Below are 25,637 nucleotides of genomic sequence, written 5' to 3'. Positions count from 1 at the left end.
GCCCCGGCACCGCGTGTCCTCCAGTCGGACACGGCGTGTCGTCCGGTCAGGCATCGCGTGTCGTCCGGTCAGGCACGGCGTGTCCTCCGGTCGGACACCGCGTGCCCTCCGGTCAGGCGGTCGGGCCCGCCGGTCCCACCCAGACGCGGATCGCCGTGCCGTCCTCCCGCGTGTGCACGCGCACCAGGTCGCACAGCAGGTTCACCAGCATCACGCCGTACCCGCCGTTCGCGCTCGCGCCCGGGTTCCGCCTGCCCACCATCGGGTTGGCCAACCGCCCCGCGTCCCGCACCTCGCACACCACCACGCCGCCCTCGCGCCACAGCAGCAACACGCCCACGCCGCCGCCGTGCACCACGCTGTTGGTGGTCAGCTCGTTGACCGCGAGCACCAGGTCCTCCACCTGGTCGGCGGTCAGCCCGGTCTCGGACGCGAACCCCGCCACCAGCCGCCGCACCGCCGACAGCTCGTCCAGGTCGAACCGGCTGACGATCGCGTCCGCGGGCACCGGCGGCAGCGGCCGGTTGAACTCCTCCGCGGTCAGGAACGGCTCGCGGTAGGCCGTGCTCGGCCGCTGCCGCGAGTCCTCGACCACGACCGGGTGCGTCGTCTCCGCGTCCAGCACCACCGCGCGGTCCAGGCGCGAGGCGTCGTACGGGCACAGCAGCCACGCCGCCCGGTCCTCGAACGCGGTGTTGACCATGGCCTCGTGCTGCACGCACGCCGGGTACTCCAGCTCCGTCCGGCCGGGCCAGACCGGCTCGCCGATGATCCGCACGCGCGCCGCCGAGGAGTTGTCGGCGAACGCGGCCAGCACGCCCGGGATGATCCGGCCGGGGTTGCGCCCGGCGCGCCTCATGTCCAGGAACTCGACGTGGTCGGCCCGCCGCCCCAGCGCCGAGCGCAGCAGGTCGATGCCCGGTTGGGTGACCGCCACCAGGACGGGTTCGCCCGCCGCCAGGCCATCGCACACGAACGGCACGGTGCTCGCGAGGTACTGCTCGTCATCGCGGTAGAAAAGTGCCTCGTGCACGAAATCGACCACCGGGGAACCTCCGAACGGTTGCTGGCGGGAGCCTGCCCGTCCAGTATCACGCCCGGACGAACCGGCTGAGCGGCCGGACCCGTCCTCGGGGCGGTCGGTGCGTGCGGACCGCGGCCCCGTGGCGGAACCGCGGTTCGCCGAGGCGGCCGGGACGGTCCGCGACCCGGGCGACGGCTGAGCCGACCCGACGAACCGATCACCGCCGGGGGCAGGACCCGCCACACGGTATCCGGCCGAACCGGGCGGGGCGAGACCGGTGACCCGGCCGACCGCGGTCACCCGGCGGTCAGGTTCTGCTCCACCTCGCCCGCCAGCGCCTCCAGCATCCGGGCGGGGAACTGCTCGTCCGCGCAGCCGTCCACGCGCAGCTCGGCCACGCAGCCCGCGACGCCCGACAGGGACACCCGCAGCTCGCCGCGGCAGCCGCGGCCGGACAGCGGCTCCCAGGTCAGCAGCAGCCGGTCGTAGTCGGCGGCCAGGTTGAGCTGGCGCGGTTCGTCCTCCTCGCGCAGGATCAGCACGTCGCCGTTGCGGCCGACGACCTGGTAGGGCTCGGGGAGCCACGAGGCCAGCCGTGACGGGTCGGCGGCCGCGTTGAACACCAGGTCGGGGAGGGCGGGGACGTCGCGTCTCGCTTGGATGGTCACGTGCGAGGGGTTACCCCGTTCGAGGGATCGCACACCGGGAAACCCGCAGCTCCGATCCCGGCCGGACCCGTGACCAGCCGCCGGCCGCCACCCCCGCCGGCCGCCATCCCTGCCGACCGCCCACCCCGCCGACCGCCAACTCCACCCACAACTACGACTTGCCGCCCCCCGGCTCGGTCATGGCCCGCATCGCCCGCGCCTTCACCGGGTCGGGCAGCACCCGCCCCGCCGTGGCCTGCGCCTTGTTCCGCAGCGACCCGGCCACCACGTGGTCCTTGCCCGCCATCAGCGCCTCGAACCCCTCGCGCGCCACCTCGGCCGGGTCGTCCTTGGGGCCGGTGGCCACCTTGGTGTCCTCCATGCCCGCCCGGCGGAAGAAGTCGGTGTCCGTGGGGCCCGGCATCAGCGCGGTCACGGTCACCCCGCTGTCGCGCAGCTCCTCCCGCAGCGACTGGGAGAAGGACGCGAGGAAGGCCTTCGACGCCGCGTACACCGAGTGGAACGGCCCCGGCCCGGTCGCCGCGACCGACGAGGTGAACAGCACGCGCCCCTCGCCGCGCTCCACCATCGGGGGCACGATCCGCTTGGCCAGGTGCACGGCCGAGCCGATGTTCAGCTCCACGACCCGCAGGTGCGCGCGCAGGTCGCTGTCGTCGACGAAGTCGCCGCCGAGGCCCACCCCGGCGTTGACCGCGAGCGCCGCCACCGGCCGCCCGACGTGCTCGACCACCGCGACCAGGTCCTCGTTGCCCTCGTAGGTGGCGAGGTCCGCCCGCACCGGGTCGACCCGCGCCCCGCCCGAGGCCAGCTCGCGCGCCACGGCCTCCACGGCCGGGTTCTCCGCCGCCACGACCAGGTCGAACCCGTGTTCGACGAAGACCCTCGCCAGCTCCAGCCCGATGCCGCTGGACGCGCCGGTCACCACCGCCAGTGGCCGCGTTTTGCTCTCCGGTGTGCTCATGGGGATCGGCTACCCGGCGTCGACTACTCTCAGTCATATCACCCAATCCGGTTTCACACGGTGTGGCCGTGGGAACCCCACACTGCCCCTGGGTGAGGAATGGCGGTGAGGGATGTCCGGAAGACGCGGTCAGGTCGGTGTGCTCGACGTCGGCTGCTTCAGCGCCCACCTGCTGGTGGTGGACGGCTCGCCGTTGCACCCGGTGCTCTCGCACAAGACCAGGCTCCGCCTCGACCGGGCCCTCGACCGGGACAACCGGTTGACGCCCGAGGGCGTCCACCAGGTCGTGAACGCCATCCGCACCGCGCACCGCATCGCCGAGCGGGAAGGCGTGGCCGACTTCGTGCCGTACGCGACCTCGTCGATCCGCGACGCGGCCAACGCCGACGAGGTGATCGCCGAGGTCGCCCGCCGCACCGGCACGCGGCTGCGCGTGCTGCCCGGCGACGAGGAGGCGCGCCTGTCCTACGTGGCTGCGCGGCGCTGGTTCGGCTGGCAGGCCGGCTCGCTGCTGGTCCTGGACGTGGGCGGCGGCACCGTGGAGCTGGCGGCGGGCGAGGACGCCGTGCCGTCGCTGGCCCGGTCGCTGCCGTTCGGCGCGCGCACCCTGACCCGCCGGCTGGCGCTCGGACTGGCCGACGAAGGGCTGTCCCGCAAGGACCGCGAGCTGGCCCGCGTGCGCGAGGCCGTGCGCGAGGCGCTGGCCGACACGAACCCCGCCGACCACCGCGCGGTCGGCTGCTCGAAGGTGTTCCAGCAGCTCGCGCGCCTGGCCGGGGCCCGCCCCCAGCACGAGGGCCCGTTCACGCCGCGCTCACTGCGGCTGACCGACCTGCGCCGCTGGATCCCGCGCCTGGCGAGCATGCCGCCGCCGAAGCGTGCCCGGCTGCCCGGCATCTCCCGGCACCGCGCCGAGCAGTCCCTGGCCGGCGCGCTGGTGGTGGAGGCGCTGATGACGGCCACCGGGCACGAACAGGTGGAGATCTGCCCCTGGTCGACCCGCGAGGGACTGCTGCTCACCCTGGGTGGTCAGGGCGACGACGATGAGATCAGCCAGGTGGCGTGAAGGGATCAACGGGGATGCTCGCGCTGTCGGTCGAGTCCCACCGGACCGGGTGCGCGGTGGTGGTGGCGACCGGGGAGCTGGACCTGGCGGGCGCGCGCCGGGTGCTCGACAAGATGGACCGCCTGATCACCGAGGGGCGCGACCGGATCGTGCTGGACATGTCGGGGGTCGCGTTCTGCGGCGCGCAGGCGATGAGCGCGCTGGTCCGCACGCGGGCCAGGGCGCAGCGCGCCGGCGGGTGGCTGCGGCTGGCCGCCGTGCCGCCGCACGTGCGCCGGGTGTTCGAGCGCACCGACCTCGACCGGTTGTTCCCGCGTTACCCGGACGTGGGGTCAGCAGCCACCGGTCGGGTAGTTTCCGGCCCCGACCACCGGGTAGTCGAGCGGAAACCACCCTCCCAAGCGAGGTGATCCGCAATGAGCAGCACCACCACGACGCGCGTGCCGCACCCGGTGCGCGCGGCGGCGATGGCGGTCGCGGTCGTGTTCCTGCTGGTCGGCGTGCTGGGGTTCGTGCCGGGCATCACCGCGCACCTGGACCGGATCTCGTTCGCGGGTCCGGACTCGGGCGCGCACCTGCTCGGCGTGTTCCACGTGTCCGTGCTGCACAACCTGGTGCACCTGCTGTTCGGCGCGGCCGGCCTGGCGCTGGCCCGCACGGTGCCCTCCGCCCGGTCGTTCCTGATCGGCGGCGGCGTCGTCTACCTGGTGCTGTGGCTGTACGGGCTGCTGGTCGACAAGGGGAGCGCGGCCAACTTCGCGCCGTTCAACACCGCTGACGACTGGCTGCACCTGGGCCTGGGCGTCGGCATGATCGCACTGGCGTTGGGCCTCAAGGGCAACCCCAACGCGCGCAGTGCCTGAGGTCGTGACGTCCGCGTTCCGCGCACTGGCAGGCGTGCGCGGCGCGCGGGCGTTCCACCCGCGTGGCCGGTGGTTCACCGGCACGGTGACCACGACGTTCGACCCCGCCCTCCCGCTGCCGAAGGGGCGCACCGAGGTGCCGGGCAGGCTGTCCAAGGGCGCGGGCACCCCCGGTGGCGCGCCCGACGTGCTCGGGCTGGCCTTCCGGCTACCCGGACCGTGGGACGTGCTGCTGTCCACCTCGTTCGCTCGCGTGCTGCCCCGACCCGCGCGGACCTGGTCGAGCGCCCGCTACGGCAGCATCGCCCCGTTCCGCTGGCGCGGCGACCTGGTGTGGCTGGCGGCCGTGCCCGACCCGGGGCAGGCCGGCTCGGCGGCGCTGGACGACCTGCCCGACGAGCTGGGGTTCACCCTGGAGGTGGGTCCGCCCTGGCGTCCGGTCGGGCGGCTGGTGGCCCGACCGCTGCCCGTCGACGACGAGCAGCCGCCGCTGGACCCCGTGCGCAACCGGCCGCCGGGCCTGGACCTGGCGCCGGCCCCGCTGGCCAGGCTCAGGGAACGCGCCTACCGCGGCAGCAGACGCGGTCGCCCGGCCGAACAAGACCCGTGAGCGCGCGCAGCCCTGCGCACGACCACCCGGATTGTTCGCGCCCCCTCATCAGCCGAAGGTGGGCGCCACGTGGCCGCCGGACTTCACCTTCCCTGCCAGGCGGCCGAGTGGAACGGAGAACCACCGATGCGACACGACCGCTCGGCCCGGCGACGGGTCGTCACCGCCTGCCTGGCGACGGCAGCGCTGCTGCTCGCCGGCGTCGGCCACGGTTACGCGGCCGGCCGACCCGAGGGCGAGATCCTCGGCGTCGGCGAGCCCGGCGCGGTGAGGGACAGCTACATCGTCGTGCTGCGCGCCGACGCGATCACCGCTCAGCAGACCCAGTTCCAGGCGAACGACCTCGCCCACCGGTACGGGGGCGACGTCAAGCTCACCTACACCGCCACCGTGCGCGGTTTCTCGGCCACCATGAACGAGGCGCAGGCCCGCGAGCTCGCCGCCGACCCGGCCGTGGCGTACGTCGAGCAGGACGCCGTCGCGCACGCCACCGCCACCCAGGACAACCCGACGTGGGGCCTGGACCGGGTCGACCAGGAGAACCTGCCGCTGGACTCGAAGTACAACTACGCGAACACGGCCGCCAACGTGACCGCGTACGTCATCGACACCGGCATCCACAAGGCGCACAGCGACTTCGGCGGCCGGGCGGACGACGGCCGCGACTTCGTCGACGACGACGCGGTGGCGCAGGACTGCCACGGCCACGGCACGCACGTCGCCGGCACCATCGGCTCGACCACCTACGGCGTGGCCAAGGGCGTGAAGCTGGTCGGCGTCCGGGTGCTCAACTGCCAGGGCTCCGGGCAGTGGTCGCAGATCATCGGCGGCGTGGACTGGATCGCGCAGAACGCGGTCAAGCCCGCGGTGGCGAACCTCAGCCTCGGCGGCTCCGCGAACTCCACCGTGGACACCGCCATCAAGCAGCTCGTCGCCTCCGGCGTCACCACCGCGGTCGCCTCCGGCAACGACAACCGCGACGCGTGCAACACCTCGCCCGCCCGCACGCCCGAGGCGATCACGGTCAACGCGACCAACAGCTCCGACAACCGCTCCTCGTTCTCCAACTACGGCCCCTGCACCGACATCTTCGCACCGGGCACCGGGATCACCTCCACCTGGCGCACCGGGAACACCAACTCGATCAGCGGCACCTCGATGGCCTCGCCGCACGTGGCGGGCGCGGCGGCGCTGTACCTGTCGGCCAACCCGGCGGCCACGCCGGCGCAGGTGGTCGAGGCCTTGACCGACAACGCCACCGCCGACGTGGTCAAGAACGCGGGTTCGGGTTCGTCGAACAAGTTGCTGCACACGGGGTTCATCAGCGGCGACCCGAACCCGCCCACCTGCTCGGGCGGGTCCAACGCGGACGACGTGGCGATCCCCGACGTGGGCGCGGCGGTGACCTCCGCCATCTCGATCACCGGCTGCTCCGGCGCGGGCACCGCGACCACCAAGGTCGAGGTGGACATCGCGCACACCTACACCGCGGACCTCGTGGTCGACCTGATCGCACCGAGCGGCAAGGCGTACCTGCTGCGCGGGTCCGGTGGCGTCGGATCGTCGGGCGGCATCCACGAGACCTTCGCGCTGGACACCTCCGCGGAGACCAGGAACGGCACGTGGAAGCTCCAGGTGACGGACGTCTACATCTACGACACCGGGACGATCGAGGGCTGGACGCTCACGTTCTGACCTGCTCCCCGATCGACGCACCGGCGGCGCGCGCGGCCTCCTCTCCCGCGCGCCGCGGGTGCGCCCACCCCGGGCCCGCGGGGGGACCCGGGCCACACCGCTCCGCCGCGCCGCGCGACAGCACCTTCCGAAGTGCCTCCCGCCGCCGCCCCCGGGCTCTAGCATCGAGGGGGTGTCACTCGATCCGGCCACCACGCTCCGGGGCGCCCTGCGCGTCCTCGGCGAGGGCGATCCGACCTGGTTGGCGCAGGTCGACGACCTGCTCGGCGGTGTGCTGACCACCGGCTACGGCGGCCGGCGGGCGCTGTGGGCCTGGCTGGAGCCGGACAGCGCGCTCCCCGCGCTCGTCGACTCGGCCCTGACGGCGGAGCCCGCCCGGCGGGCCGCCGCGCACACCCTGCTCCTGTGCTCGGCGTTCTTCGCCCGCCTGCGGAGTGAGCTGGGACGAGCGCCCGTCGCCGAGGACGAGGTGTTCACGTCGTACCTCTACGCCGTCGAGATCCCCACCCGGTCGGCGATGAGCGGTCCTCACGCCACCAACTGGATCAAGAAGCAGGGCGCGCTGGTCCACCGGCACCTGCCGACCCGCGGCCCCCTGCTCCCCGAGACCTTCGCCGACGACGTGGTGGCCCGCTACCGCGAGGCGTGGCTGGACCTGGTCGGCACCGCCTACGTGCGCCCCCGCTTCCGGACGGCGTCGGCGACGCCGGGCGCGCGTCTGACCGACGAGCGGTGGTGGTCGGCCGAGACCGTGGTCGACGACGACGTCGACCTGTTCATCGCCCGCCACTTCGAGGGGATCACCTCGCTCACGCGCCCCCTGCTGGTGGTGGGCGGTCCCGGGATGGGCAAGACCTCGCTCCTGCACCACCTCGCCGCCACGTTGCCGACCGCGGAACTCGTGGTCCCGTCGGTCGTCACCCTCTTCCGCGGGCTGCTGCCGGAGCCCGCGGAGGGCTCGCCGCGGGTGCTCCTGCTCGACGGCTTGGAGGCCGTGCTCCCGGAGCGCGCGGACTACCTGCTGGACGTGCTGGTCTTCCAGCAGCGCGAGTTCCAGTCGGGCCGGCCGGTGGCGGTGGTGGTCACCGCGCCCCTGTCGGCGCTGGACCGGGTCGACTTGCCGGACGGGACCCCGGTGATCAAGGTCGAACCGTTCGACGACGAGCGGGTCCGCGCGTGGGTCGAGGCGTGGAACGAGGCCACCGCCGGCACCGGGCGGCGGCCGGTGGACCCGGCGGACGCGCTCACCCGGGGTGAGCTGGCCCGCGAGCCGCTGTCGCTGCGCTTGATCACCGAACACCACACCGCCCCCGGGACCTCGGTGCTCGACGGCGACCTGACCCGGGCGGGCCTCGTCCGCCAGGCGATCGGGCGGGGGTGGCGGCACGCGGTGGCTGCCGACTACCTGGCGGCCGAGGACCTGGTGGAGAGGTGCGACGACGTCGCGGGGTTGTCGCGCCGCTCGCTGGCCGTCCGCCCCCTGGTCTTCGAGTTCGTGGCCCAGTTGGTCGCGGAGAAGCCCGAGTCGGGGCGCCGCCGCTTCCTGGCGGAGCTGGACGAAGGACTCCGCGGGCCCTTCCGCGAGGTGGCCGCGTACTCGGCCAACCTGGTCCTGGCGAAGCTGCACGCGGCGGGTCCCGGCGCCACCCACGGCCCGGCGGCCGTACTGGTGCCCCGGTGGAAAGCGGGCCTGAGCGCCGACGACCACCGCGCCACGATGTCGCTGCTCGTCCTGAACGGCGACGTGCTCAGCCTGCGCGTGGATCCCCCGACGCCGCCCGCCCACCACCTGGTCGAGTTCGCGCACCGGGACCTGGTCGCCGGTTCGGGCCCGGTCGGGCAGGTCACCTGGTCGGCGGACGGCTCGTTCCTCACCGCCAACTGCGACGGCCGCCCGGTCCTCTGGCGGATCGGGGCCGGCGAAGGGCCGGAATCGACCCACGCCGAGCCCCAGGGCACGACCGACGTGGCCTGGCACCCGACGACCGCCCGGGTCGCGGTCGTGCGACGGAACCGGCACGGAGGGGAAGTCGTCCTCGTCGACCTCCCCGGGGGGACGTCGCGATCCCTGTGCGAGGTGACCCGCGGCAGCCGCGTGGCCTGGGCGCCCGACGGTCGGGAGATCGCCGTGCTGGACGACTCCGAGCTGCGGCTCGTCAACGCCGTCACCGGCCGCGCGCACCGCTCGGTCTCGTTGCACCGCTTCCTCCCGGAGAGGGGCAGCTACCTCCTGCGCCCCCGGTGGACCGCGGAGGGGCGGTTCATCGTGATCTCCAACGGCCAGGTCGTGCACCTGCTGGACGCGCGGAGCCTGGAACCCCGGTGGCGGTCACGGGTCGGCGGCGAGGTGATGGACCTGATCGCCCGCGACGAGAACGACGTCGTGGCCGCCGGCTCCTCGCCCGACGGCAACGGCGTGCAGCTGCACCAGGTGTCGACCGACGCCGTGCTCGCCGTCCTGGAGGGGCACACGAGGAAGGTGCTGTGCGTCAGGTTCTCGCCGGACGGCCAGTACCTCGCCTCGGCGTCCGCCGACAACACCGTCCGGATCTGGCGCCGCCGCGACCTGACGTGCGTGGCCGTCCTGCCCCGGGAGCACGTCGGCCGCCGGGGCGGGCTGGCCTTCCACCCGACCGAACCGCTGCTCGCGGTCAAGGACGGCAACCGGGTGGACGTGGTGCGCCTGCGCACCGACCTGCTCGGCCGGGCCGCCGCGGCCGAGTCGGCGCGCCGCTACGCCAACGCCAAGGTCGTGCTGGTGGGCGACACCGGGGTCGGCAAGTCCGGGCTCGGGCTCGTGCTCAGCGGCCAACCCTACGAGCCGACCTCCTCCACGCACGGGCGTCGGGTGTGGACCTTCGAGCGCACCCACTCCCACACCCCCGAGGGCGAGGCGCACACCCGCGAGATCCTGCTGTGGGACCTGGCGGGCCAGCCCGGCTACCGGATGGTCCACCAGCTGCACCTCAACGAGGTGGCCGTGGCGCTGGTGGTGTTCGACGCGCGCGGCGAGACCGACCCGTTCGCCGGGGTCCGCCACTGGCAGCGGGCGCTGGAGCAGGCCCGGCGGCTCGACGGGGCGACCGCGGCGCGCCCGCGCACCTACCTGGTGGCCGCGCGGGTCGACCGGGGCGGGATCGCGGTCGGCAGGCGGCGGATCGACGAGGTCGTGGCGTCGCTCGGCTTCGACGGCTACCTGGAGACCAGCGCCAAGGAGGGCTGGGGCGTCGAGGAGCTGGCCCGCGCGATCCGCGACGGCGTCGACTGGGAGGCGGTGCCGGTGGTCGGGTCGAGCGCCCTGTTCGAGGCGATCAGGGAGTTCGTGCTGGAGGAGAAGCGGCAGGGCCGGGTGCTGTCCGCGGTCGACGACCTGTGGCACGGCTTCCGCCGGGTCTGGGGCGGCGCGCCCGAGGCGTCGGCGGACCACTTCTCCACCTGCCTGGGACGCCTGGAGAGCGTCGGCCTGGTCCGGCGGATGGCGTTCGGCGACCACGTGCTGCTCCAGCCCGAGCTGCTGGACGCCTACGCGTCGGCGCTGGTCCAGGCGGCCCGCGAGGAGCCGGACGGGCTCGGGTCCGTGCCGGAGGCCGACGCGCTGGAGGGTCGGTTCCGGATGCCCGACGACGAGCGGCTCGGCAACCGGCAGCGGGAGCGGGTCCTGCTCGTCACGGTGGTGCAGGAGCTGCTGCGCCGGGAGATCGCGCTCAAGGAGGTGACCGACCGGCAGGTCGACCTGATCTTCCCGTCCCAGTTCACCCGGCAGCGCCCCGACGCGCCGCGCGTCCCGGGCGAGGACGTGGTGTTCGCCTTCTCCGGCCGGCTCCACTCGGTCTACGCGACGCTCGCGGTCCGGCTGTCCCACTCCCGGCTGTTCCGGCGGGACGGGATGTGGCACGACACGGCCACCTTCGCGGCCCTGGCCGGCGGCACGTGCGGCATCGCGCTGCGCGAGACCGGCGAGGGCCGGGGCGAGCTGGTCGTGTTCCACGAGGGGCCGGTGGAGCCGGTCGTGCGGGCGCAGTTCGAGACCTACGTGGTGGAGCACCTGGCGGCGCGCGCCGTCGAGGGCACGGTGGAGGCGCGGCGGGTGCGGGTGTGCGGCGTCTGCGGCTACGCCATCCCCGACGACGTAGTGCGGGGCAGGCTCGCCAGGGGCGCGACCACCGCCCGCTGCCCGATGTGCGACGAGGGCGTGGTCGGCCTGGTGGACGAGCGGGTCGGCGACGTCCGGTCCGCGGTGGTCGAGATGAACGCCAGCGCCGACGAGCAGCGGGACCGGGACGTGGCGGCGACCGCGCTCAAGGGCAAGCGGGAGGCCGGCGACTACGACGTGTTCCTCTGCCACAACACCCGGGACAAGCCGCGCGCGGTCGAGCTGGCCGCACGGCTCGAAGCGCGCGGCATCCTGCCGTGGCTCGACGTCCGCGACATCAGGCCGGGCTCACGGTGGCAGCAGGCGATGGCCAGGGGCATCGCGGTGAGCCGGTCGGCGGCGGTGCTGGTCGGCCCGGCGGGGCGCGGCCCGTGGCACGACGCCGAGATGGAGCTGATCCGGGACCGGTTCGTGCGCAGCGGCAGGCCGGTCATCCCGGTGATCCTCGACGGCGCCGAGGGCGACCCGGAACTGCCGGACTTCCTGGCGCTGTGGCACACCGTCGACCTGCGGGTGGCCGACCCCGACCCGATCGACCAGCTGGTCTGGGGCATCACCGGCGAACCGCCGCGCTGAGCGCCGCCGGAGCCCCGGACCGGGACGCGCCCGATCGGCGGTACGGCGCGGGTCCGGTCGGGCACGAGCATGGGCGCCATGGTCTTCGCGCGTCGAACGTCCGGGCTCCTCGCGGCCGTGGTCCTGCTGTGCGGCCTGGCGGTCGCGCCCGCACCCGCGGCCACCGCGTTCAAGGTGTTGCAGATGAACCTGTGCAACAGCGGCGTCGCCGGTTGCTACCAGGACGGCCGGGCGGTGGACGAGGCCGTGGCGATGATCCGGGGCCGCCTGCCGGACGTGGTGTCGGTCAACGAGGTGTGCACCTCCGACCTGCCCGGGCTCACCGCCGCGACCGGCCCGGCCGCCCGGCACCTGTTCGCCTTCGCGCGCAACCGATCCACCGGCGCCGACTACCAGTGCACGGCGGGCAGGGGCGCTTACGGCAGCGCGGTGATCGTCAAGGAGGGCGTCGCCACCGGCGGCCACGGCACCTACACCGCCCAGGACGGCGGCAACGAGATCCGGGCCTGGGCGTGCGCCCTGAGCGCGGTCCGCGGGTTCACCGCGTGCACCACGCACCTGTCCACCACGGGCACGACCGCGCTGGCCCAGTGCCGGGAGCTGGCGCCCGCGATCGCGCTGTCGTTCGACCCGACCGGGTCGCCGACCACCCGGCACGTCGTGGCGGGTGACCTGAACCTGCGGTACAGCCCCGGTTCGGCGGTGAACGCGCAGAACTGCGTGCCCTCGGGCTGGTTCCGCAAGGGCGACGGCGACGTGCAGCACGTGATGGCCCGGACGTTGGCGTTCACGTCCACCCAGGAGTACGCCATGCACCGGACGGACCACCCGGCGTTCGTGGTCAACTACACCTTCTGACCCACCGCGCTCAGCGCCGGTCGCCGAACGCCCCGCGCAGCTGGTCCCGGACCCGGCGGCCGGCCAGTCGCACCGGGTCGAGCACAGACCGGCGCACCCGGCGAGCCGGCGCGACCACCGCGGCCCGCCACACCTGCCGCAGCACCCGGCCGACCGGCGCGAGCACCGCGCGGTGGACGTGCCGCGCCGGGACGACGACCACGACGACGACCACGCGGCGCAGCAGCCAGCCCAGCGCCGCGAACACCCGCTTGACGCGGGCGAACGCCCACCCCAGGGCATCGACGAAGAGCCGCAGCCCGCGGCCGAGCCACCGCGCCACCCGCACGACCACCTCCCGCCACAGCCACCGCAGCGGGACCGCCACCAGCGTCCGCAGGCACCACGCCACCGGCCTGCCCACCGCCCTGAGCGCACGACCGAGGTAGGCGCCCACGGGGATGTCACCCAGGCGGCGCAGCAGCCGGCCCACCGGGGCCCACAGCCGGCCGAGCACCTTCCCCACACCCCGCCCGACCGGCGAGAACACCGCGCGCAGCCCCTGGCCCACCCAGCCGAGCACCGTCCCCGCGCCCCGCCTCACCCAACCGAGCGCACGTCCCGCGCCCCGCCTCACCCGACCGAGCACGCGCCCCGCGCCCCGCCCTGCCCAACCGAGCACGCGCCCCGCGCCCCGCCCCGCCCAACCGAGCACCGCGCGCAGCCCCCGCCCCACCGGCGCGAGCACCGCGCGCAGGACCCGCCGGACCCCCTCGGCCAGCCACCGCAGCCCTCGGCCCACCGGCGCGACGAGCCACCGCCGCAGGAACCGCGCCACCGCGCCACCCGACCGCCGGATCCGCCCGGCGACCGCCCGCAGGGGCCGCAGCACCGCCCGCCCGACCGCCTTGAGCCACGTCCACGCCAGCGTCACCGGCACCACGACCACCACGGCGACGACGCGCGCCACCCACACCGCCCACCGCGGCGGCTGCGGCTCGTCCTCGGAGCTCCCCCTCGTCATGACCACATCGACGCGGCGCGACCCGCCTCGGTTGCGCCCGTCATGAAGTCGTTGCCGCACAAGCAGGTCACCACCGCCGACGCCGCCGGCCCGCGGACCCCGCGAACCGCGGTCTCCCCGAAGAACCGCGCGAGCACCGCCCCGCGCCACCCCGCGGGTTCCCGAACCGCCGGCGCCCGCGAGCGCCTCGCCCGCCACCACGGCGCCCGGCGCGACACCGTCCTGCCGGAACGCCGTGCGGGTCCCGGGTTCCCGCCGCCCGCTGACCGCCGATCACCCGGCCGTGGTGCGGGCGACGGCGTGTACGGTGATGCCGACGACAGGCGTCCGTTCAACCAAGAGCGGGCGCCTGTCGCTGCTCTGCGCTGAAAGTCGCGAGGAACGAGGGTGGCATGGCTGAGACGACGGCCAAGGGGACCGCGGTCGCGCGGCGGAACACCGGCAAGACCGCGCCGGTGGACCAGCCCGAGCTCCGGCAGCTCCTCGCCGGGTTGACCGCGGTCCGCGACGGCGACTTCGGCACGCGGCTGCCCGACGACGCGGACGGCCTGCTCGGCGAGATCGCCACCGTCTTCAACGGCATGGTGGACCAGCTGTCGCTGTTCACCTCCGAGGTGACCCGCGTGGCGCGCGAGGTCGGCACGGAGGGCCGGCTGGGCGGCCAGGCCGACGTGCCCGGCGTCTCGGGCACCTGGAAGGACCTCACCGAGTCGGTGAACGCCATGGCGGGCAACCTGACCAGCCAGGTCCGCGACATCGCGCAGGTCGCGACGGCCGTGGCGCGCGGCGACCTGTCGCAGAAGATCGACGTGGACGCGCGCGGCGAGATCCTGGAGCTGAAGGAAACCGTCAACACGATGGTGGACCAGCTCTCGGCGTTCGCCGACGAGGTGACCCGCGTGGCGCGCGAGGTGGGCAGCGAGGGCCGGCTGGGCGGTCAGGCGCAGGTGCCCGGTGTCGCGGGCACGTGGCGCGACCTCACCGACTCGGTGAACTTCATGGCCGGCAACCTCACCGACCAGGTCCGCAACATCGCCCAGGTGACCACGGCGGTGGCGCGCGGCGACCTGTCGCAGAAGATCACGGTGACCGCGCGGGGCGAGATCCTGGAGTTGAAGAACACCATCAACACGATGGTGGACCAGCTCTCCTCGTTCGCCGACGAGGTCACCCGAATGGCCCGCGAGGTCGGCACCGAGGGCATCCTCGGCGGTCAGGCGGACGTCAAGGGCGTCTCCGGCACGTGGCGCGACCTGACCGACTCGGTGAACTTCATGGCGGGCAACCTGACCGCGCAGGTGCGGTCGATCGCCCAGGTCGCCACGGCGGTGGCGCGGGGCGACCTGTCGCAGAAGATCACGGTGACCGCGCGGGGCGAGATCCTGGAGTTGAAGAACACCATCAACACGATGGTGGACCAGCTCTCCGCCTTCGCCGACGAGGTCACGCGCGTGGCGCGCGAGGTGGGCACCGAGGGCCGGCTGGGCGGTCAGGCGGACGTCAAGGGCGTCTCCGGCACCTGGAAGGACCTCACCGAGTCGGTGAACGTCATGGGCGACAACCTGACCGCGCAGGTGCGGTCGATCGCCCAGGTGACCACGGCGGTGGCGCGGGGCGACCTGTCGCAGAAGATCCGCGTGGACGCGCGTGGTGAGATCCTGGAGCTGAAGGACACCATCAACACGATGGTGGACCAGCTCTCGGCCTTCGCCGACGAGGTCACCCGCGTCGCCCGCGAGGTCGGCACCGAGGGCAACCTCGGCGGCCAGGCCACCGTGCGCGGCGTGTCGGGCACCTGGAAGGACCTCACCGACAACGTCAACGTCATGGCCTCCAACCTGACCAGCCAGGTGCGGTCCATCGCGCAGGTCGCCACGGCGGTGGCGCGGGGCGACCTGTCGCAGAAGATCACCGTCGAGGCCAAGGGCGAGGTCGCCGCGCTCGCCGGCGTCATCAACACCATGGTCGACACCCTCTCCGCGTTCGCGGACGAGGTCACGCGCGTGGCGCGCGAGGTCGGCACCGAGGGGATGCTCGGCGGTCAGGCGCGGGTGCCGAACGTGGCGGGCACCTGGAAGGACCTGACCGACAACGTCAACTCGATGGCGAACAACCTGACCAACCAGGTGCGCAACATCGCCCAGGTCACCACCGCCGTCGCCAACGGCGACCTGACCCGCAAGATCGACGTCGACGCGCGCGGCGAGATCCTGGAGCTCAAGACGACCATCAACACCATGGTCGACCAGCTCTCGGCCTTCGCCCAGGAGGTCACGCGCGTGGCCCGGGAGGTCGGCACCGAGGGCAAGCTCGGCGGCCAGGCCGAGGTCGAGGGCGTCTCCGGCACCTGGAAGCGGCTGACCGAGAACGTCAACGAGCTGGCCGGCAACCTCACCCGCCAGGTCCGCGCCATCGCGGAGGTCACCAGCGCGGTCGCGTCCGGCGACCTGACCCGGCAGATCACCGTGGACGCCTCCGGCGAGGTCTCCGAGCTGAAGGACAACATCAACTCGATGGTGGAGTCCCTGCGCGTGTCCACCAAGGCCAACCAGGCCCAGGACTGGCTCAAGACCAACCTGGCCGGCATCTCCGGCCTCATGCAGGGACGCCGTGACCTCGCCGTCGTCGCCGAGCTGATCATGGACGAGCTGGCGCCGCTGGTCTCCGCCCAGTACGGCGCGTTCTACCTCTCCGACGACGCGGACGAGCAGCCGGAGCTGCGCCTGATCGCCTCCTACGGCCGACCCGACTCCGACGAGGACGCGGTCGCCAGGCCCACCCGCTTCCGGCTCGGCCAGTCCCTGGTCGGGCAGGCCGCGCGCAGCCGCCGCACCATCGCCGTCGACGACGTGCCGCCCGGCTACGTCACGGTGTCCTCGGGCCTCGGCCAGACCTCGCCCATCAACCTCGTGGTGCTGCCCATCGTGGTCGAGGACCAGGTGCTGGGCGTGATCGAGCTGGCCTCGGTGCACGAGTTCACCCCGATCCACCGCGACTTCCTCGAACAGCTGATGGAAACCGTCGGCGTCAACGTCAACACCATCGTCGCCAACGCCCGCACCGACGAGCTGCTGGTGGAGTCCCAGCGCCTGGCCGCCGAGCTGCAAGCCCGCTCCGGCGAGCTCCAGAAGCGGCAGGAGCAGCTCCAGGACTCCAACGCGGAGCTGGAGGAGAAGGCGGCGCTGCTGGCGCAGCAGAACCGCGACATCGAGACCAAGAACCTGGAGATCGAGCAGGCCAGGCAGGAGCTGGAGACGCGCGCCAAGCAGCTGGCGCTGGCGTCGAAGTACAAGTCGGAGTTCCTGGCCAACATGAGCCACGAGCTGCGCACCCCGCTCAACAGCCTGCTCATCCTGGCCCAGCTGCTGGCGCAGAACCCGACCCGCAACCTCACCCCGAAGCAGGTCGAGTACGCGGGCATCATCCACTCGGCGGGCTCGGACCTGCTCCAGCTGATCAACGACATCCTCGACCTGTCCAAGGTCGAGGCGGGCAAGATGGACATCACGCCCGAGCGCGTGCCGCTGCGGCAGCTGCTGGACTACGTCGAGGCCACGTTCCGGCCGATGACCACGCAGAAGAGCCTGGGCTTCCGCATCACCACCGCCACCGGCGTGCCCGCCGAGCTGCTCACCGACGACAGCAGGCTGCGGCAGGTGCTGCGCAACCTGTTGTCCAACGCGGTGAAGTTCACCGAGATCGGCAGCGTGGAGCTGCGCATCGAGCCCGCCGACCCGGCCGAGCTGCCCGCGCCGGTGAAGCGGCACGGCCAGGCCATCGCCTTCCGCGTGGCCGACACCGGCATCGGCATCGCCGAGCAGCAGCTGGAGTCGATCTTCGGCGCGTTCCAGCAGGCGGACGGCACCACCAGCCGCAAGTACGGCGGCACCGGCCTCGGCCTGTCCATCAGCCGCGAGATCGCCTACCTGCTCGGCGGCGTGGTGACCGCGGAGAGCACCCTGGGCAAGGGCAGCACGTTCACCCTCTACCTGCCGGTGGCGCGCCCCGAGTTCCAGGAGCTGCCCGCCGCGGGCGGCTCCCCGTCGCTCACCGCGCTGCCCGAGGCGGAGCACCCGGCCCCCGCCGAGACCGGCTCGGGCGCACCGGCGCACCAGCGCCGGCTGCTGGTCATCGAGGAGCGGCCCCAGGGCCTGCTCTCCCTGGTGGCGCAGAGCGCGGTCACCGACCTGGCCGGCAGCAACGACCCGCGGGGACCGGTCGAGGTCATCACCGTGGTCGGCGCCCAGGAGGCCGCCGCCGTGCTGGCCGCCGAGGCGTGCCACTGCGTCGTGCTGGAGCTGGACATGCCCGACGGCGCGGCGCTGGAGTTCCTGGAGGCCATGGACGGCGACGCCGGGCTGGGCAACGTGCCGGTGCTCGCGCACAACAACCGGCGGCTGGCGCCCGAGCAGGAGCGGCGCCTCCAGTCGCGGTCCGGCGACCGGCCGCTGGAGCTGCTGTCCAGCCTGGACGAGCTGCGCGAGCGCATCGCCCTGCACCTGACCGCGGAGGTGCCGGGCGCGGTGCTGCCGCTGGTGCGCCACGAGGACCCGGCGCACCAGCACGAGCCGCGCCAGGTCAACGGCAGGCTCGCCGGGCGGACCGTGCTCATCGCCGACGACGACGCGCGCAACCTGTTCGCGCTGAGCAGCATCCTGGAGCTGCACGGGGTGAGCGTGCTGCACGCCGAGAACGGCCGGGAGGCCATCGAGGTGCTGTCGGCCAACCCGGAGGTCGACCTGGTCCTGATGGACGTGATGATGCCGGAGATGGACGGCTACGCCGCCACGACGGCCATCCGGGCCATGCCCGAGCACGTCGACCTGCCGATCATCGCCGTCACCGCCAAGGCCATGCCGGGCGACCGGGAGAAGAGCCTCGACTCCGGCGCCAACGACTACGTCACCAAGCCGGTGGACTCCGACGACCTCATGAACCGCGTGCAGCGCTGGCTGGACCGCTGACGCCGTTCCGCCGCCCGCAGACCGAGGAGCTCCCGCTTGTCGACTGACGCCCCGAACCACCCGTCACCCGCGGTCCCGCCGCGCCCCGCGATCACCGGCACCGGCCTGACCCGGCTCGCCGCCACGGTCGAGCGGCTGTCCCTCGAGGTGCGGGAGGCGCACGCCATGGCCGACGGGCGGGCGCTGGTCGAGATGGCCAAGGGCGTCCTCGTCGAGCGGCTGGGCTGCGGACCGGCGGAGGCGGCGCGCCAGCTGGAGCTGCTGGCCGACCAGGCCGGGATCGGTCGGCTGGAGCTGGCCGCGGACGTGGTCAACCAGGCGTCGCGCGACCGGTTCGCCGAGGTGGCGGGCGAGCTGCTGGCGCCACCGCCCGCCGACGCCACGGCGGGTTCCGGCCGGTCCGCGGTGGTCCGGCTGCGCACCGCGGAGAGCGGCGCGCTGGCCGCGGGCGACACCCAGGCCGTGGCCGAATCGCTGCTGGAGCACGCGCTGGCGCCGCTGGGCGCGACCGCGGTCGCCATCTGGTCGGCCGCGATGGACGCCTCGCTGACCCTGCGCGGCTCGGCCGGGTTCCCCGTCGAGGAGGCCAAGAGGTGGCGGTACGTGCCGCCGGGCATCTCCACCCCGGCGCGGCGGGCGCTCACCGAGCGCACCACCGTGTGGATCCCGGAGCTGACCGAGTCCGGCCTGCCCTCGGTCGGGCACCACGACCTGCACGGCGCGAGGGTCGCCGCGCCCGCGGAGTCCGGTGGCCGCGTCGTGGGCGTGCTGGAGATCTGCTGGCCGGAACCGCAGCCGCCGCAGCCGCCGCAGATCCGGCGGCAGGTCGAGGCGCTGGCCGAGCTGTGCGCCCACACCCTGGAGAGCACGCCCGGCGCGGAGCCGGACGCGGACGGCCCGGTGGCCGACGAGCTGGTCGACCTCGCCGACGTCCTGCTCGACCCGGCTTTCGTGCTGCGCCCGCACCTGTCGTCGGGTGGCGAGCTGCTCGACTTCCGCATCCACCACGTCAACAACCGGTTCGTCGACCTCGCGGGCAGGCCGCGCAGCTCGGTGACCGGGATGCTGCTGCTGGAGGCCTACCCGCTGGCCGCGGACGAGGGCGACCTGTTCGACAAGGTCGAGCACGTGCACGCCACCGGCGAGCCGTTCCGCAGCGAGCGCATGGCGCTCACCGCCCTGGTGGAGCAGGTGCCGCTCAGCGTCACCGCGGGCGTGGGCATCACCAGGCACGGCGACAGCGTCCTGGTCGTGTGGCGCGTGGAGGACGAGACCACCCGGCTGGCGAACCTGCTGCACCACGCGCAGCGCCTCGGCCGCATCGGCGGTTTCGAGGAGGACGTGATCGGCGGGCGGATCACCTGGAACAGCCAGCTGTTCGCCCTCTACGGCCTCGACCCGACCGACGACCCGGTGCCGCTGGCCGAGCTGGCCGGGCACTGCCACCCCGACGACACGGCCACCATCACCCGGTTCCTGCGCGCCGTCCTGCACCACCGCCGCCCCGACTCGACCTCGTTCCGGTTCCAGCGGCACGACGGGATCGTCCGCCACATCCGGGTCGTCGCCGAACCCGTGCTGGCGGGCGACCGCCTGCTCGCCGTGCGCGGCGCCTACCAGGACGTGTCGGCGCAGCACTGGACGGAGGTGGCGCTGTCGGCCACCCGGGACCAGCTCGCGCACACCGAGCAGCAGGCGGCCGAGCAGAGCAGGCTGGCGCTCCAGCTCCAGCGCGCCATCATGCCGCTCACCCAGCCGTCGATCGACGCGTTCGGGCTCCAGATCGCGGTGCGCTACCGGCCCGCCGAGCAGGAGCACCTGGTCGGCGGCGACTGGTACGACGCGGTCGTGCTGCCGTCCAAGCAGATCCTGCTGTCGGTCGGCGACATCACCGGGCACGGCATCAAGGGCGCCACCGGCATGGTGGTGCTGCGCAACGCGCTGCGCGGCCTGGCCGCGACCGGCGCGGGCCCGGCGCAGCTGCTGTGCTGGCTCAACCTCGTGGCGCACCACCTGACCGACAACATCCTGGCCACCGCGGTGTGCGCGCTGTACGACCCGAACACGCGGGCGCTGCGCTGGGCGAGGGCGGGCCACCCGCCGCCCGTGCTGGTGCGCGACGGCCTGGCCAGGGCGCTGGACAACCGGCGCGGGGTGATGCTGGGCGCGATCTCCGAGGCGGACTACGAGGAGGAGGAGCTGGTCCTGGGTGACGACGACACCCTGCTCCTCTACACCGACGGGTTGATCGAGCGGCGGGACGCCGACCTCGACGAGTGCCTGGACTGGCTGCTCACCGCGGCGTCCGGTTTCGAGGGCTCGCTGGAGCGGCGGCTGGACCACCTGCTCGACCGCAGCCCGGCCGACACCGACGACGACACGTGCATCGTGGGCGTCCGGCTGGCGTAGGCGGGTCGCCGGTTCGCGGTGCCCGGCGCGCCCGACCGCTACCGCAGGCACCGGCCGCACGGCCGGGCGGTCGGGTAGCGCTGCTCCAGCTCCCGCCGGGTGCCGCAGATCTTCACCCGGTCGCCGATCCACGAGCCGCCCCGCGGAGGGGGACCGCTGACCTCGCGGCACGTGGCCCGGTGCAGGGCCATGCCGCCCGGGTCGAGGGTGTGCTCGGCGTCGAGGACGAACTGCTCGGGGTGCGTGGTGATCCACCACTCGTAGGACCCGTTGTCCTCGTTGAACTCCAGCATGGTCACATGATCCCCGATGTGCCGGGCGCGACGACGTCGTTCCGGTGGGCGATGATGACCAGTTGCACGCGGTCGCGGGCGTCGAGCTTGCGGAGCAGGCCGGTGACGTGGGTCTTGACCGTCGCGGTGCTGATGTGCAGTTCCCGGCCGATCTCGGTGTTCGACCGGCCGAGCGCGATCAGGGCCAGGACCTGGCGCTCCCGCCCGGTGAGGCCGTCGAGGCGCGGCGCCGGCCCGCCCCGCGGCCCCTCCGGCCGCCGGCAGAACTCGGCGATGAGCCGCCTGGTCACCGAGGGCGCGAGCAGGCTCTCGCCCGCCGCCACCACGCGGACGGCGTTGAGCAGCTCGGCCGGCGTCACGTCCTTGAGCAGGAAGCCGCTCACCCCGGCGCGCAGGGCGGAGAACACGTACGCGTCGAGGTCGAACATGGTCAGCACGATGATGCGCGTCGCGGCGGTCTCCGGCGCGCCCAGGATGATCCGGGACGCCTCGATGCCGTCCACCTTCGGCATCCGGACGTCCATGAGCACCACGTCCGGCCGCAGCCGCCGGGTCAGCTCCACGGCGGCCACGCCGTCTTCGGCCTCGCCGACCACGGTGAGGTCGTCCGCGCTGTCCACCAGCATCCGGAAGCCGCCGCGCAGCAGCGCCTGGTCGTCCGCGATGAGCACGCGGACGGGGTCGCTCACGGCCGGTCCGCGGTGGCTCGGGGCAGCGTGGCGGTCACGGCGAAGCCGCCGCCGGGGCGCGGGCCCGCGGCGAAGCGGCCGCCGTAGAGCGCGACGCGCTCGCGCATGCCGATCAACCCGTGCCCCCCTCCCGGCAGGGGGCGCGGGACCGGCCCGTCGGCCCGCCCTTCGTCGACGACCTCGATGCGCAGCCCGCCGCCGTCCACCACCAGGTCGACGCGGCAGCGGGTGGGCGCGGCGTGCTTGACGACGTTGGTCAGCGCTTCCTGCACGATGCGGTACGCCGAGTGGTCCACGCTGCCGGGCAGCCCTTCGACGCCCTCGGCGCGCAGGTCGACGGCGACGCCGGCGGCGGCGACCCGCTCGACGAGGGCGGGCACGCCGACCAGCCCGGTGGACGGCGGCAGCGGCGTCGCCACCGGGTCGCCGGTGCGCAGGACACCGAGCATGTGGCGCATCTCGACCAGCGCGGACCGGCTCGCCGCCTCGATCGAGGTCAGCGCCTCCCGCGCCGCGGGCGGCAGGTCGGGCAGGACGTGGTTGGCCACGCCCGCCTTGACCACGACCACGCCGAGGTCGTGCGCCACGACGTCGTGCAGCTCCCGCGCGATGCGCAGCCGCTCCTCGGCGACGGTCCGCTCGGCGAACTCGCGCACCTCCCGCTCGGCGTGCTCCCGGCGCTCGCGCACCGCCCAGCCGATCGTCCACGCGGTGACGACCAGCGCCGTGCCCAGCACGAGCAGCGGGGCCGGGGCTCCCGGGCCGCCGGGCGTGCCCGCGACGAGACCGCCGACCACGACCACCGCGCCGCCGACGCCGACCGCGGGCGTCGGCGCGGCCCACCGGACCTCGGTGGTCGTCGCGACGGTGTAGGCGGCGAGCGCGAGCGCGAGGAACGGCTCGCGCACCACGTCCAGGAGCGCGGCCGTCACCGACAGGGCGGTGACGGCGCCGAGCACCGGGACCGGCCACCGCCTGCGCACCGCCACCGGCAGGCTCACGCCCGCCGCCAGCAGGCCCGGCAGCACGGCGACGTCACCCGGGAACCGGACGCGCAGCTGGACCAGGTAGGTGATCAGGAGCAGGGCGGCGGCGACGGCGTCGAGCGCGACGAGCTCGCGGCGCCCCAGTCGCCGGGCGAAGGCGACGCGCCTGGTCGAACGTCCGGCCACGCGGCCAATCTACGGCAGCACCACGTGGCGCACCTCCGCCCCGGGGATGACCTACCGCGGTAGGGGAACGGGGTGCGGAACGGCCCCGCGGCCGGCCCCCGGGACGATGCGCGCGCACCGCGCCGCCGGCGACGATCGGGGCGTGATCGAAGTAGAGGGGTTGACCAAGCGCTACGGCGACGTCACCGCCGTCGACGACCTGACTTTCGCGGTGCGCCCGGGGCGGGTGACCGGCTTCCTGGGGCCCAACGGCGCGGGGAAGACCACGACCGCGCGGATCGTCCTCGGGCTCGACCGGCCGACGCGCGGCCGGGCGCTGGTGAACGGCGTCCACTACCGGGAGCTGCGCCACCCGCTGCGGGAGGTCGGCGCGCTCCTCGACGCGGGCGCGGCGCACAAGGCGCGCCGGGCGGTCGACCACCTGCGGTGGCTGGCCCGGTCCAACGGCATCGCCGCGCGGCGGGTGGACCAGGTCCTGGAGCTGGTCGGCCTCGCCGACGTCGGCCGCCGGCGCGCGGGCAGGCTGTCCCTGGGGATGTCGCAGCGGTTGGGGCTGGCCGCCGCGCTGCTGGGCGACCCCGCGGTCCTGCTGCTCGACGAGCCGGGCAACGGGCTCGACCCGGAGGGCGTGCGCTGGGTGCGGACCATGGTGCGGGCGTGGGCGGCGGAGGGGCGCGCGGTGCTGGTGTCCAGCCACCTGATGGCGGAGGTGGCGGTGACCGCCGAGCACCTGGTGGTCATCGCGGGCGGGCGCCTGCTGGCCGACACCACCACCGACGAGTTCGTCCGCCGCCACTGCGCCCCCGCCGTGCTGGCCCGCACCACCGAGCCCGCTCGGCTGCTCGACCTGCTGGCGGGGCAGGGCCTGGAGGGACGGCACGACGCCGGGTCGTCGGTGGTGCTGGTGCCCGGCGCGGACACCGCGGCGGTCGGCCGGGTCGCGGCCGCCGGCGGGATCGCGCTGGACGAGCTGAGCCACCGGGCCGATTCGCTGGAGGAGGCGTTCCTGCGGCTCACGGCGGACGCGCCGGGGTTCCGCGCGACCGCGCCGGGGGTGGTGTCGTGACCGGGGAGGCCACCGCCGGCAACGCGACCGCCCATGCCGTGCGCGCGGAGTGGACCAAGATCGCCACCCTCAGGTCCGCGGTCGTCCTGCTCGTGCTGACCTGCGTGACGGCCGTCGGGCTCGGGTGGCTCAGCGGCTGGTCCGTGCGCAACGCCTTCGACCGGGGCCTGGACGTCGTGCGGCCGGACTTCCACCCCGTCGCCACCGGCCACTACCCGCTCCAGTACGCCCAGGTGCTGCTGATCGCCTTCGCCGTGCTGGTGGTCGGCTCCGAGCACGGGTCGGGCACCATCCGGGCGTCGCTGACCGCGGTGCCCTCCCGCGGCCGGTTCTACCTGGCCAAGGTGGTCGCGGGCCTGGCGCCCGCCGCGGTCGTCGCGGTGCTCACGGCCGCGGGCGGTTTCACCGCGACCCAGCTCGGGCTGGGCCGGTACGGCGTGCCGCTCGACCACGACGACGTGCTGCCCACGACGCTCGGCGCGGCCGGCTACCTGGTGCTGATGTACGCCCTGTGCGTCGGCGTGGCCACGGTGCTGCGCAACACCGCGCTGACGACGTCGCTGCTCGTCGTGCTGGTCATGGTGCTCTCACCGATGGCCAACCAGGTCGAGGCGCTGCGCGGTGTCGCGCGCTACCTGCCCGACCACGCCGGGGCGCAGCTGATGGTGGTCGGCGCGCAGGCCGACCCCGAGCTCGGGCCGGTCGCGGGACTGCTGGTCCTCACCGCGTGGGCGACCGCCGCGCTCGTGGGCGGCTACCTCGCCCTGCGGTCCCGGGCGGTGTGAGGTCCCGGTGCGTGAACAGGTAGTTGCGGCGGCGCTCGTCCACCCGCCCCGCGCCCCGCCACACCCCACCGTCCCAAGTGGACATCCGGTAGCCGCGGTCGGCCAACCAGTCGACGACGGAGGCCGCCGAGCGCCGGAACCGGTCCAGGTGGCGCTGCTCGATCTCCAGCAGGAACGCCGGGGCGTCGCGCTCGACCAGCGCGACGCCGCCGCGCAGCACGTCCAGCTCCGCGCCCTCCACGTCCACCTTGACGAAGTCGACCCGGTCGACGCCCAGCCGGTCGCGGAACTCGTCCAGCGTGCACGTCGGGACCAGCACCTCGGCGTGGTCGTCGAACTCCGCGTTGGAGCCGAGGCCGGCCGCGCCGTCGGTGAGGAAGGAGCGCCCGCTCACCGGCCTGCCGCCGCGCAGGGGCACGCTCATGGTGCGCGTGCCCGACCGCGCGCCCAGCGCCAGGCGGTGCCACCGCACGCCGGGCCGGTCGCGCAGGCCCAGCAGCCGCGACGGCGCGACGTGCGCGAACGGCAGCGGCTCGACGCTGTGCACCGCGCCGGACGGGCCGACCAGCCGGGACAGCTCGGCGGTGTAGAGGCCCAGGGCCGCGCCGACGTCCAGGCAGACGTCGCCCGGCCCGACCAGGTCGCGCAGCCCGAGCAGTTCCGGCTCGACCCACCGGCTGGTCCGGGCGAGCGCCCGGATGCCGCCGTCCACCAGGCGGTCGCGGAAGCGGGGCAGCACTGCGCGCGTGTCAACCGGCATGTATTTCCTCGGCTTTTCCCAT

The 25,637-nt window shown here is 74.2% G+C and carries 19 protein-coding genes; 11 read left to right on the top strand and 8 right to left on the bottom strand.

From position 1 onward, the window contains the following. Window positions 1-112 precede the first annotated feature (112 nt). From ABD223_RS33375 to ABD223_RS33365, 3 genes are all read right to left on the bottom strand, one after another. Window positions 113-1,045 (bottom strand): anti-sigma factor RsbA family regulatory protein, encoded by a 933-nt coding sequence (locus ABD223_RS33375; protein WP_344040705.1) that lies wholly within the window; start codon window positions 1,043-1,045, stop codon window positions 113-115. Between the two features lie 275 nt (window positions 1,046-1,320). Beyond that, window positions 1,321-1,692 carry an SRPBCC family protein gene (locus tag ABD223_RS33370; protein WP_344040704.1) on the bottom strand — a complete coding sequence of 124 codons (372 nt, stop codon included), beginning with the start codon at window positions 1,690-1,692 and terminating at the stop codon, window positions 1,321-1,323. Between the two features lie 151 nt (window positions 1,693-1,843). Next, entirely contained in the window at window positions 1,844-2,653 is an 810-nt protein-coding gene (locus tag ABD223_RS33365) for an SDR family NAD(P)-dependent oxidoreductase (protein ID WP_344040703.1), read from the bottom strand. A 112-nt stretch (window positions 2,654-2,765) separates the two neighbouring features. Here ABD223_RS33365 and ABD223_RS33360 point away from each other — a divergent pair, with 112 nt between their 5' ends. The 7 genes from ABD223_RS33360 to ABD223_RS33330 all read left to right on the top strand — a co-directional run bounded on the left by ABD223_RS33360 (window position 2,766) and on the right by ABD223_RS33330 (window position 12,474). After that, complete coding sequence (locus ABD223_RS33360) at window positions 2,766-3,719, top strand: Ppx/GppA phosphatase family protein (RefSeq protein WP_344040702.1); 954 nt, start codon at window positions 2,766-2,768, stop codon at window positions 3,717-3,719. After that, the gene (locus ABD223_RS33355; RefSeq protein WP_344040701.1) at window positions 3,716-4,129 is read left to right on the top strand and encodes an STAS domain-containing protein; all 414 of its coding nucleotides are present in this window, start codon (window positions 3,716-3,718) and stop codon (window positions 4,127-4,129) included. The genes ABD223_RS33360 and ABD223_RS33355 overlap by 4 nt, the downstream gene beginning before the upstream one ends. A 6-nt stretch (window positions 4,130-4,135) precedes the next feature. Continuing rightward, window positions 4,136-4,582, top strand: a complete 447-nt coding sequence (locus tag ABD223_RS33350) for a DUF4383 domain-containing protein (protein WP_344040700.1) — start codon at window positions 4,136-4,138, stop codon at window positions 4,580-4,582. After that, a complete protein-coding gene (locus ABD223_RS33345) occupies window positions 4,575-5,192 on the top strand; it encodes a hypothetical protein (protein WP_344040699.1) in 618 nt (205 codons plus the stop codon). Before ABD223_RS33350 ends, ABD223_RS33345 begins: the two co-directional genes overlap by 8 nt. Before the next feature lie 126 nt (window positions 5,193-5,318). Then, complete coding sequence (locus ABD223_RS33340) at window positions 5,319-6,887, top strand: S8 family peptidase (protein WP_344040698.1); 1,569 nt, start codon at window positions 5,319-5,321, stop codon at window positions 6,885-6,887. Window positions 6,888-7,059: 172 nt separating this feature from the next. Further along, window positions 7,060-11,616 carry a TIR domain-containing protein gene (locus tag ABD223_RS33335; RefSeq protein ID WP_344040697.1) on the top strand — a complete coding sequence of 1,519 codons (4,557 nt, stop codon included), beginning with the start codon at window positions 7,060-7,062 and terminating at the stop codon, window positions 11,614-11,616. Window positions 11,617-11,694: 78 nt separating this feature from the next. Beyond that, window positions 11,695-12,474, top strand: coding sequence for an endonuclease/exonuclease/phosphatase family protein (locus tag ABD223_RS33330; protein WP_344040696.1), 780 nt, complete (start codon window positions 11,695-11,697; stop codon window positions 12,472-12,474). Between the two features lie 10 nt (window positions 12,475-12,484). On the opposite strand, the gene ABD223_RS33325 is transcribed toward ABD223_RS33330, so the two are convergent. Beyond that, window positions 12,485-13,477, bottom strand: coding sequence for a hypothetical protein (locus tag ABD223_RS33325; protein ID WP_344040695.1), 993 nt, complete (start codon window positions 13,475-13,477; stop codon window positions 12,485-12,487). Window positions 13,478-13,869: 392 nt separating this feature from the next. Between ABD223_RS33325 and ABD223_RS33320 the strand changes: the two genes are divergently transcribed. Next, window positions 13,870-18,441 (top strand): HAMP domain-containing protein, encoded by a 4,572-nt coding sequence (locus tag ABD223_RS33320; protein ID WP_344040693.1) that lies wholly within the window; start codon window positions 13,870-13,872, stop codon window positions 18,439-18,441. A gap of 36 nt (window positions 18,442-18,477) precedes the next feature. Continuing rightward, complete coding sequence (locus ABD223_RS33315) at window positions 18,478-20,850, top strand: SpoIIE family protein phosphatase (protein WP_344040692.1); 2,373 nt, start codon at window positions 18,478-18,480, stop codon at window positions 20,848-20,850. A gap of 38 nt (window positions 20,851-20,888) precedes the next feature. Here ABD223_RS33315 and ABD223_RS33310 read toward each other — a convergent pair whose 3' ends face one another. The 3 genes from ABD223_RS33310 to ABD223_RS33300 are packed head-to-tail and all read right to left on the bottom strand — an operon-like array spanning window position 20,889 to window position 23,004. Next, the gene (locus tag ABD223_RS33310) at window positions 20,889-21,143 is read right to left on the bottom strand and encodes a hypothetical protein (protein ID WP_344040691.1); all 255 of its coding nucleotides are present in this window, start codon (window positions 21,141-21,143) and stop codon (window positions 20,889-20,891) included. A 2-nt stretch (window positions 21,144-21,145) separates the two neighbouring features. After that, entirely contained in the window at window positions 21,146-21,832 is a 687-nt protein-coding gene (locus ABD223_RS33305; RefSeq protein WP_344040690.1) for a response regulator, read from the bottom strand. Continuing rightward, window positions 21,829-23,004: a sensor histidine kinase gene (locus tag ABD223_RS33300; RefSeq protein ID WP_344040689.1), complete on the bottom strand. Its 1,176-nt coding sequence runs from the start codon at window positions 23,002-23,004 to the stop codon at window positions 21,829-21,831. Before ABD223_RS33300 ends, ABD223_RS33305 begins: the two co-directional genes overlap by 4 nt. Before the next feature lie 142 nt (window positions 23,005-23,146). Between ABD223_RS33300 and ABD223_RS33295 the strand changes: the two genes are divergently transcribed. Continuing rightward, a complete protein-coding gene (locus ABD223_RS33295) occupies window positions 23,147-24,070 on the top strand; it encodes an ABC transporter ATP-binding protein (RefSeq protein WP_344040688.1) in 924 nt (307 codons plus the stop codon). Continuing rightward, window positions 24,067-24,855: an ABC transporter permease subunit gene (locus tag ABD223_RS33290; RefSeq protein WP_344040687.1), complete on the top strand. Its 789-nt coding sequence runs from the start codon at window positions 24,067-24,069 to the stop codon at window positions 24,853-24,855. The genes ABD223_RS33295 and ABD223_RS33290 overlap by 4 nt, the downstream gene beginning before the upstream one ends. Here the strand turns inward: ABD223_RS33290 and ABD223_RS33285 are convergent. Next, window positions 24,791-25,615, bottom strand: a complete 825-nt coding sequence (locus tag ABD223_RS33285) for an FkbM family methyltransferase (RefSeq protein ID WP_344040686.1) — start codon at window positions 25,613-25,615, stop codon at window positions 24,791-24,793. The two genes, ABD223_RS33290 and ABD223_RS33285, sit on opposite strands and share 65 nt — an antisense overlap. Window positions 25,616-25,637 lie beyond the last annotated feature (22 nt).

This window comes from Saccharothrix xinjiangensis (assembly GCF_039527585.1).
Taxonomy (GTDB): domain Bacteria; phylum Actinomycetota; class Actinomycetes; order Mycobacteriales; family Pseudonocardiaceae; genus Actinosynnema; species Actinosynnema xinjiangensis.
This window is presented reverse-complemented; position numbering and strand designations above follow the sequence as displayed.

Excerpts from the sequence above, each read along its gene's own strand:
- ABD223_RS33365 (WP_344040703.1), bottom strand. The coding sequence starts at position 2,653 with ATGAGCACACCGGAGAGCAAAACGCGGCCACTGGCGGTGGTGACCGGC.
- ABD223_RS33360 (WP_344040702.1), top strand. The coding sequence starts at position 2,766 with ATGTCCGGAAGACGCGGTCAGGTCGGTGTGCTCGACGTCGGCTGCTTC.
- ABD223_RS33350 (WP_344040700.1), top strand. The coding sequence starts at position 4,136 with ATGAGCAGCACCACCACGACGCGCGTGCCGCACCCGGTGCGCGCGGCG.
- ABD223_RS33340 (WP_344040698.1), top strand. The coding sequence starts at position 5,319 with ATGCGACACGACCGCTCGGCCCGGCGACGGGTCGTCACCGCCTGCCTG.
- ABD223_RS33330 (WP_344040696.1), top strand. The coding sequence starts at position 11,695 with ATGGTCTTCGCGCGTCGAACGTCCGGGCTCCTCGCGGCCGTGGTCCTG.
- ABD223_RS33325 (WP_344040695.1), bottom strand. The coding sequence starts at position 13,477 with ATGACGAGGGGGAGCTCCGAGGACGAGCCGCAGCCGCCGCGGTGGGCG.
- ABD223_RS33320 (WP_344040693.1), top strand. The coding sequence starts at position 13,870 with ATGGCTGAGACGACGGCCAAGGGGACCGCGGTCGCGCGGCGGAACACC.
- ABD223_RS33310 (WP_344040691.1), bottom strand. The coding sequence starts at position 21,143 with ATGCTGGAGTTCAACGAGGACAACGGGTCCTACGAGTGGTGGATCACC.
- ABD223_RS33285 (WP_344040686.1), bottom strand. The coding sequence starts at position 25,615 with ATGCCGGTTGACACGCGCGCAGTGCTGCCCCGCTTCCGCGACCGCCTG.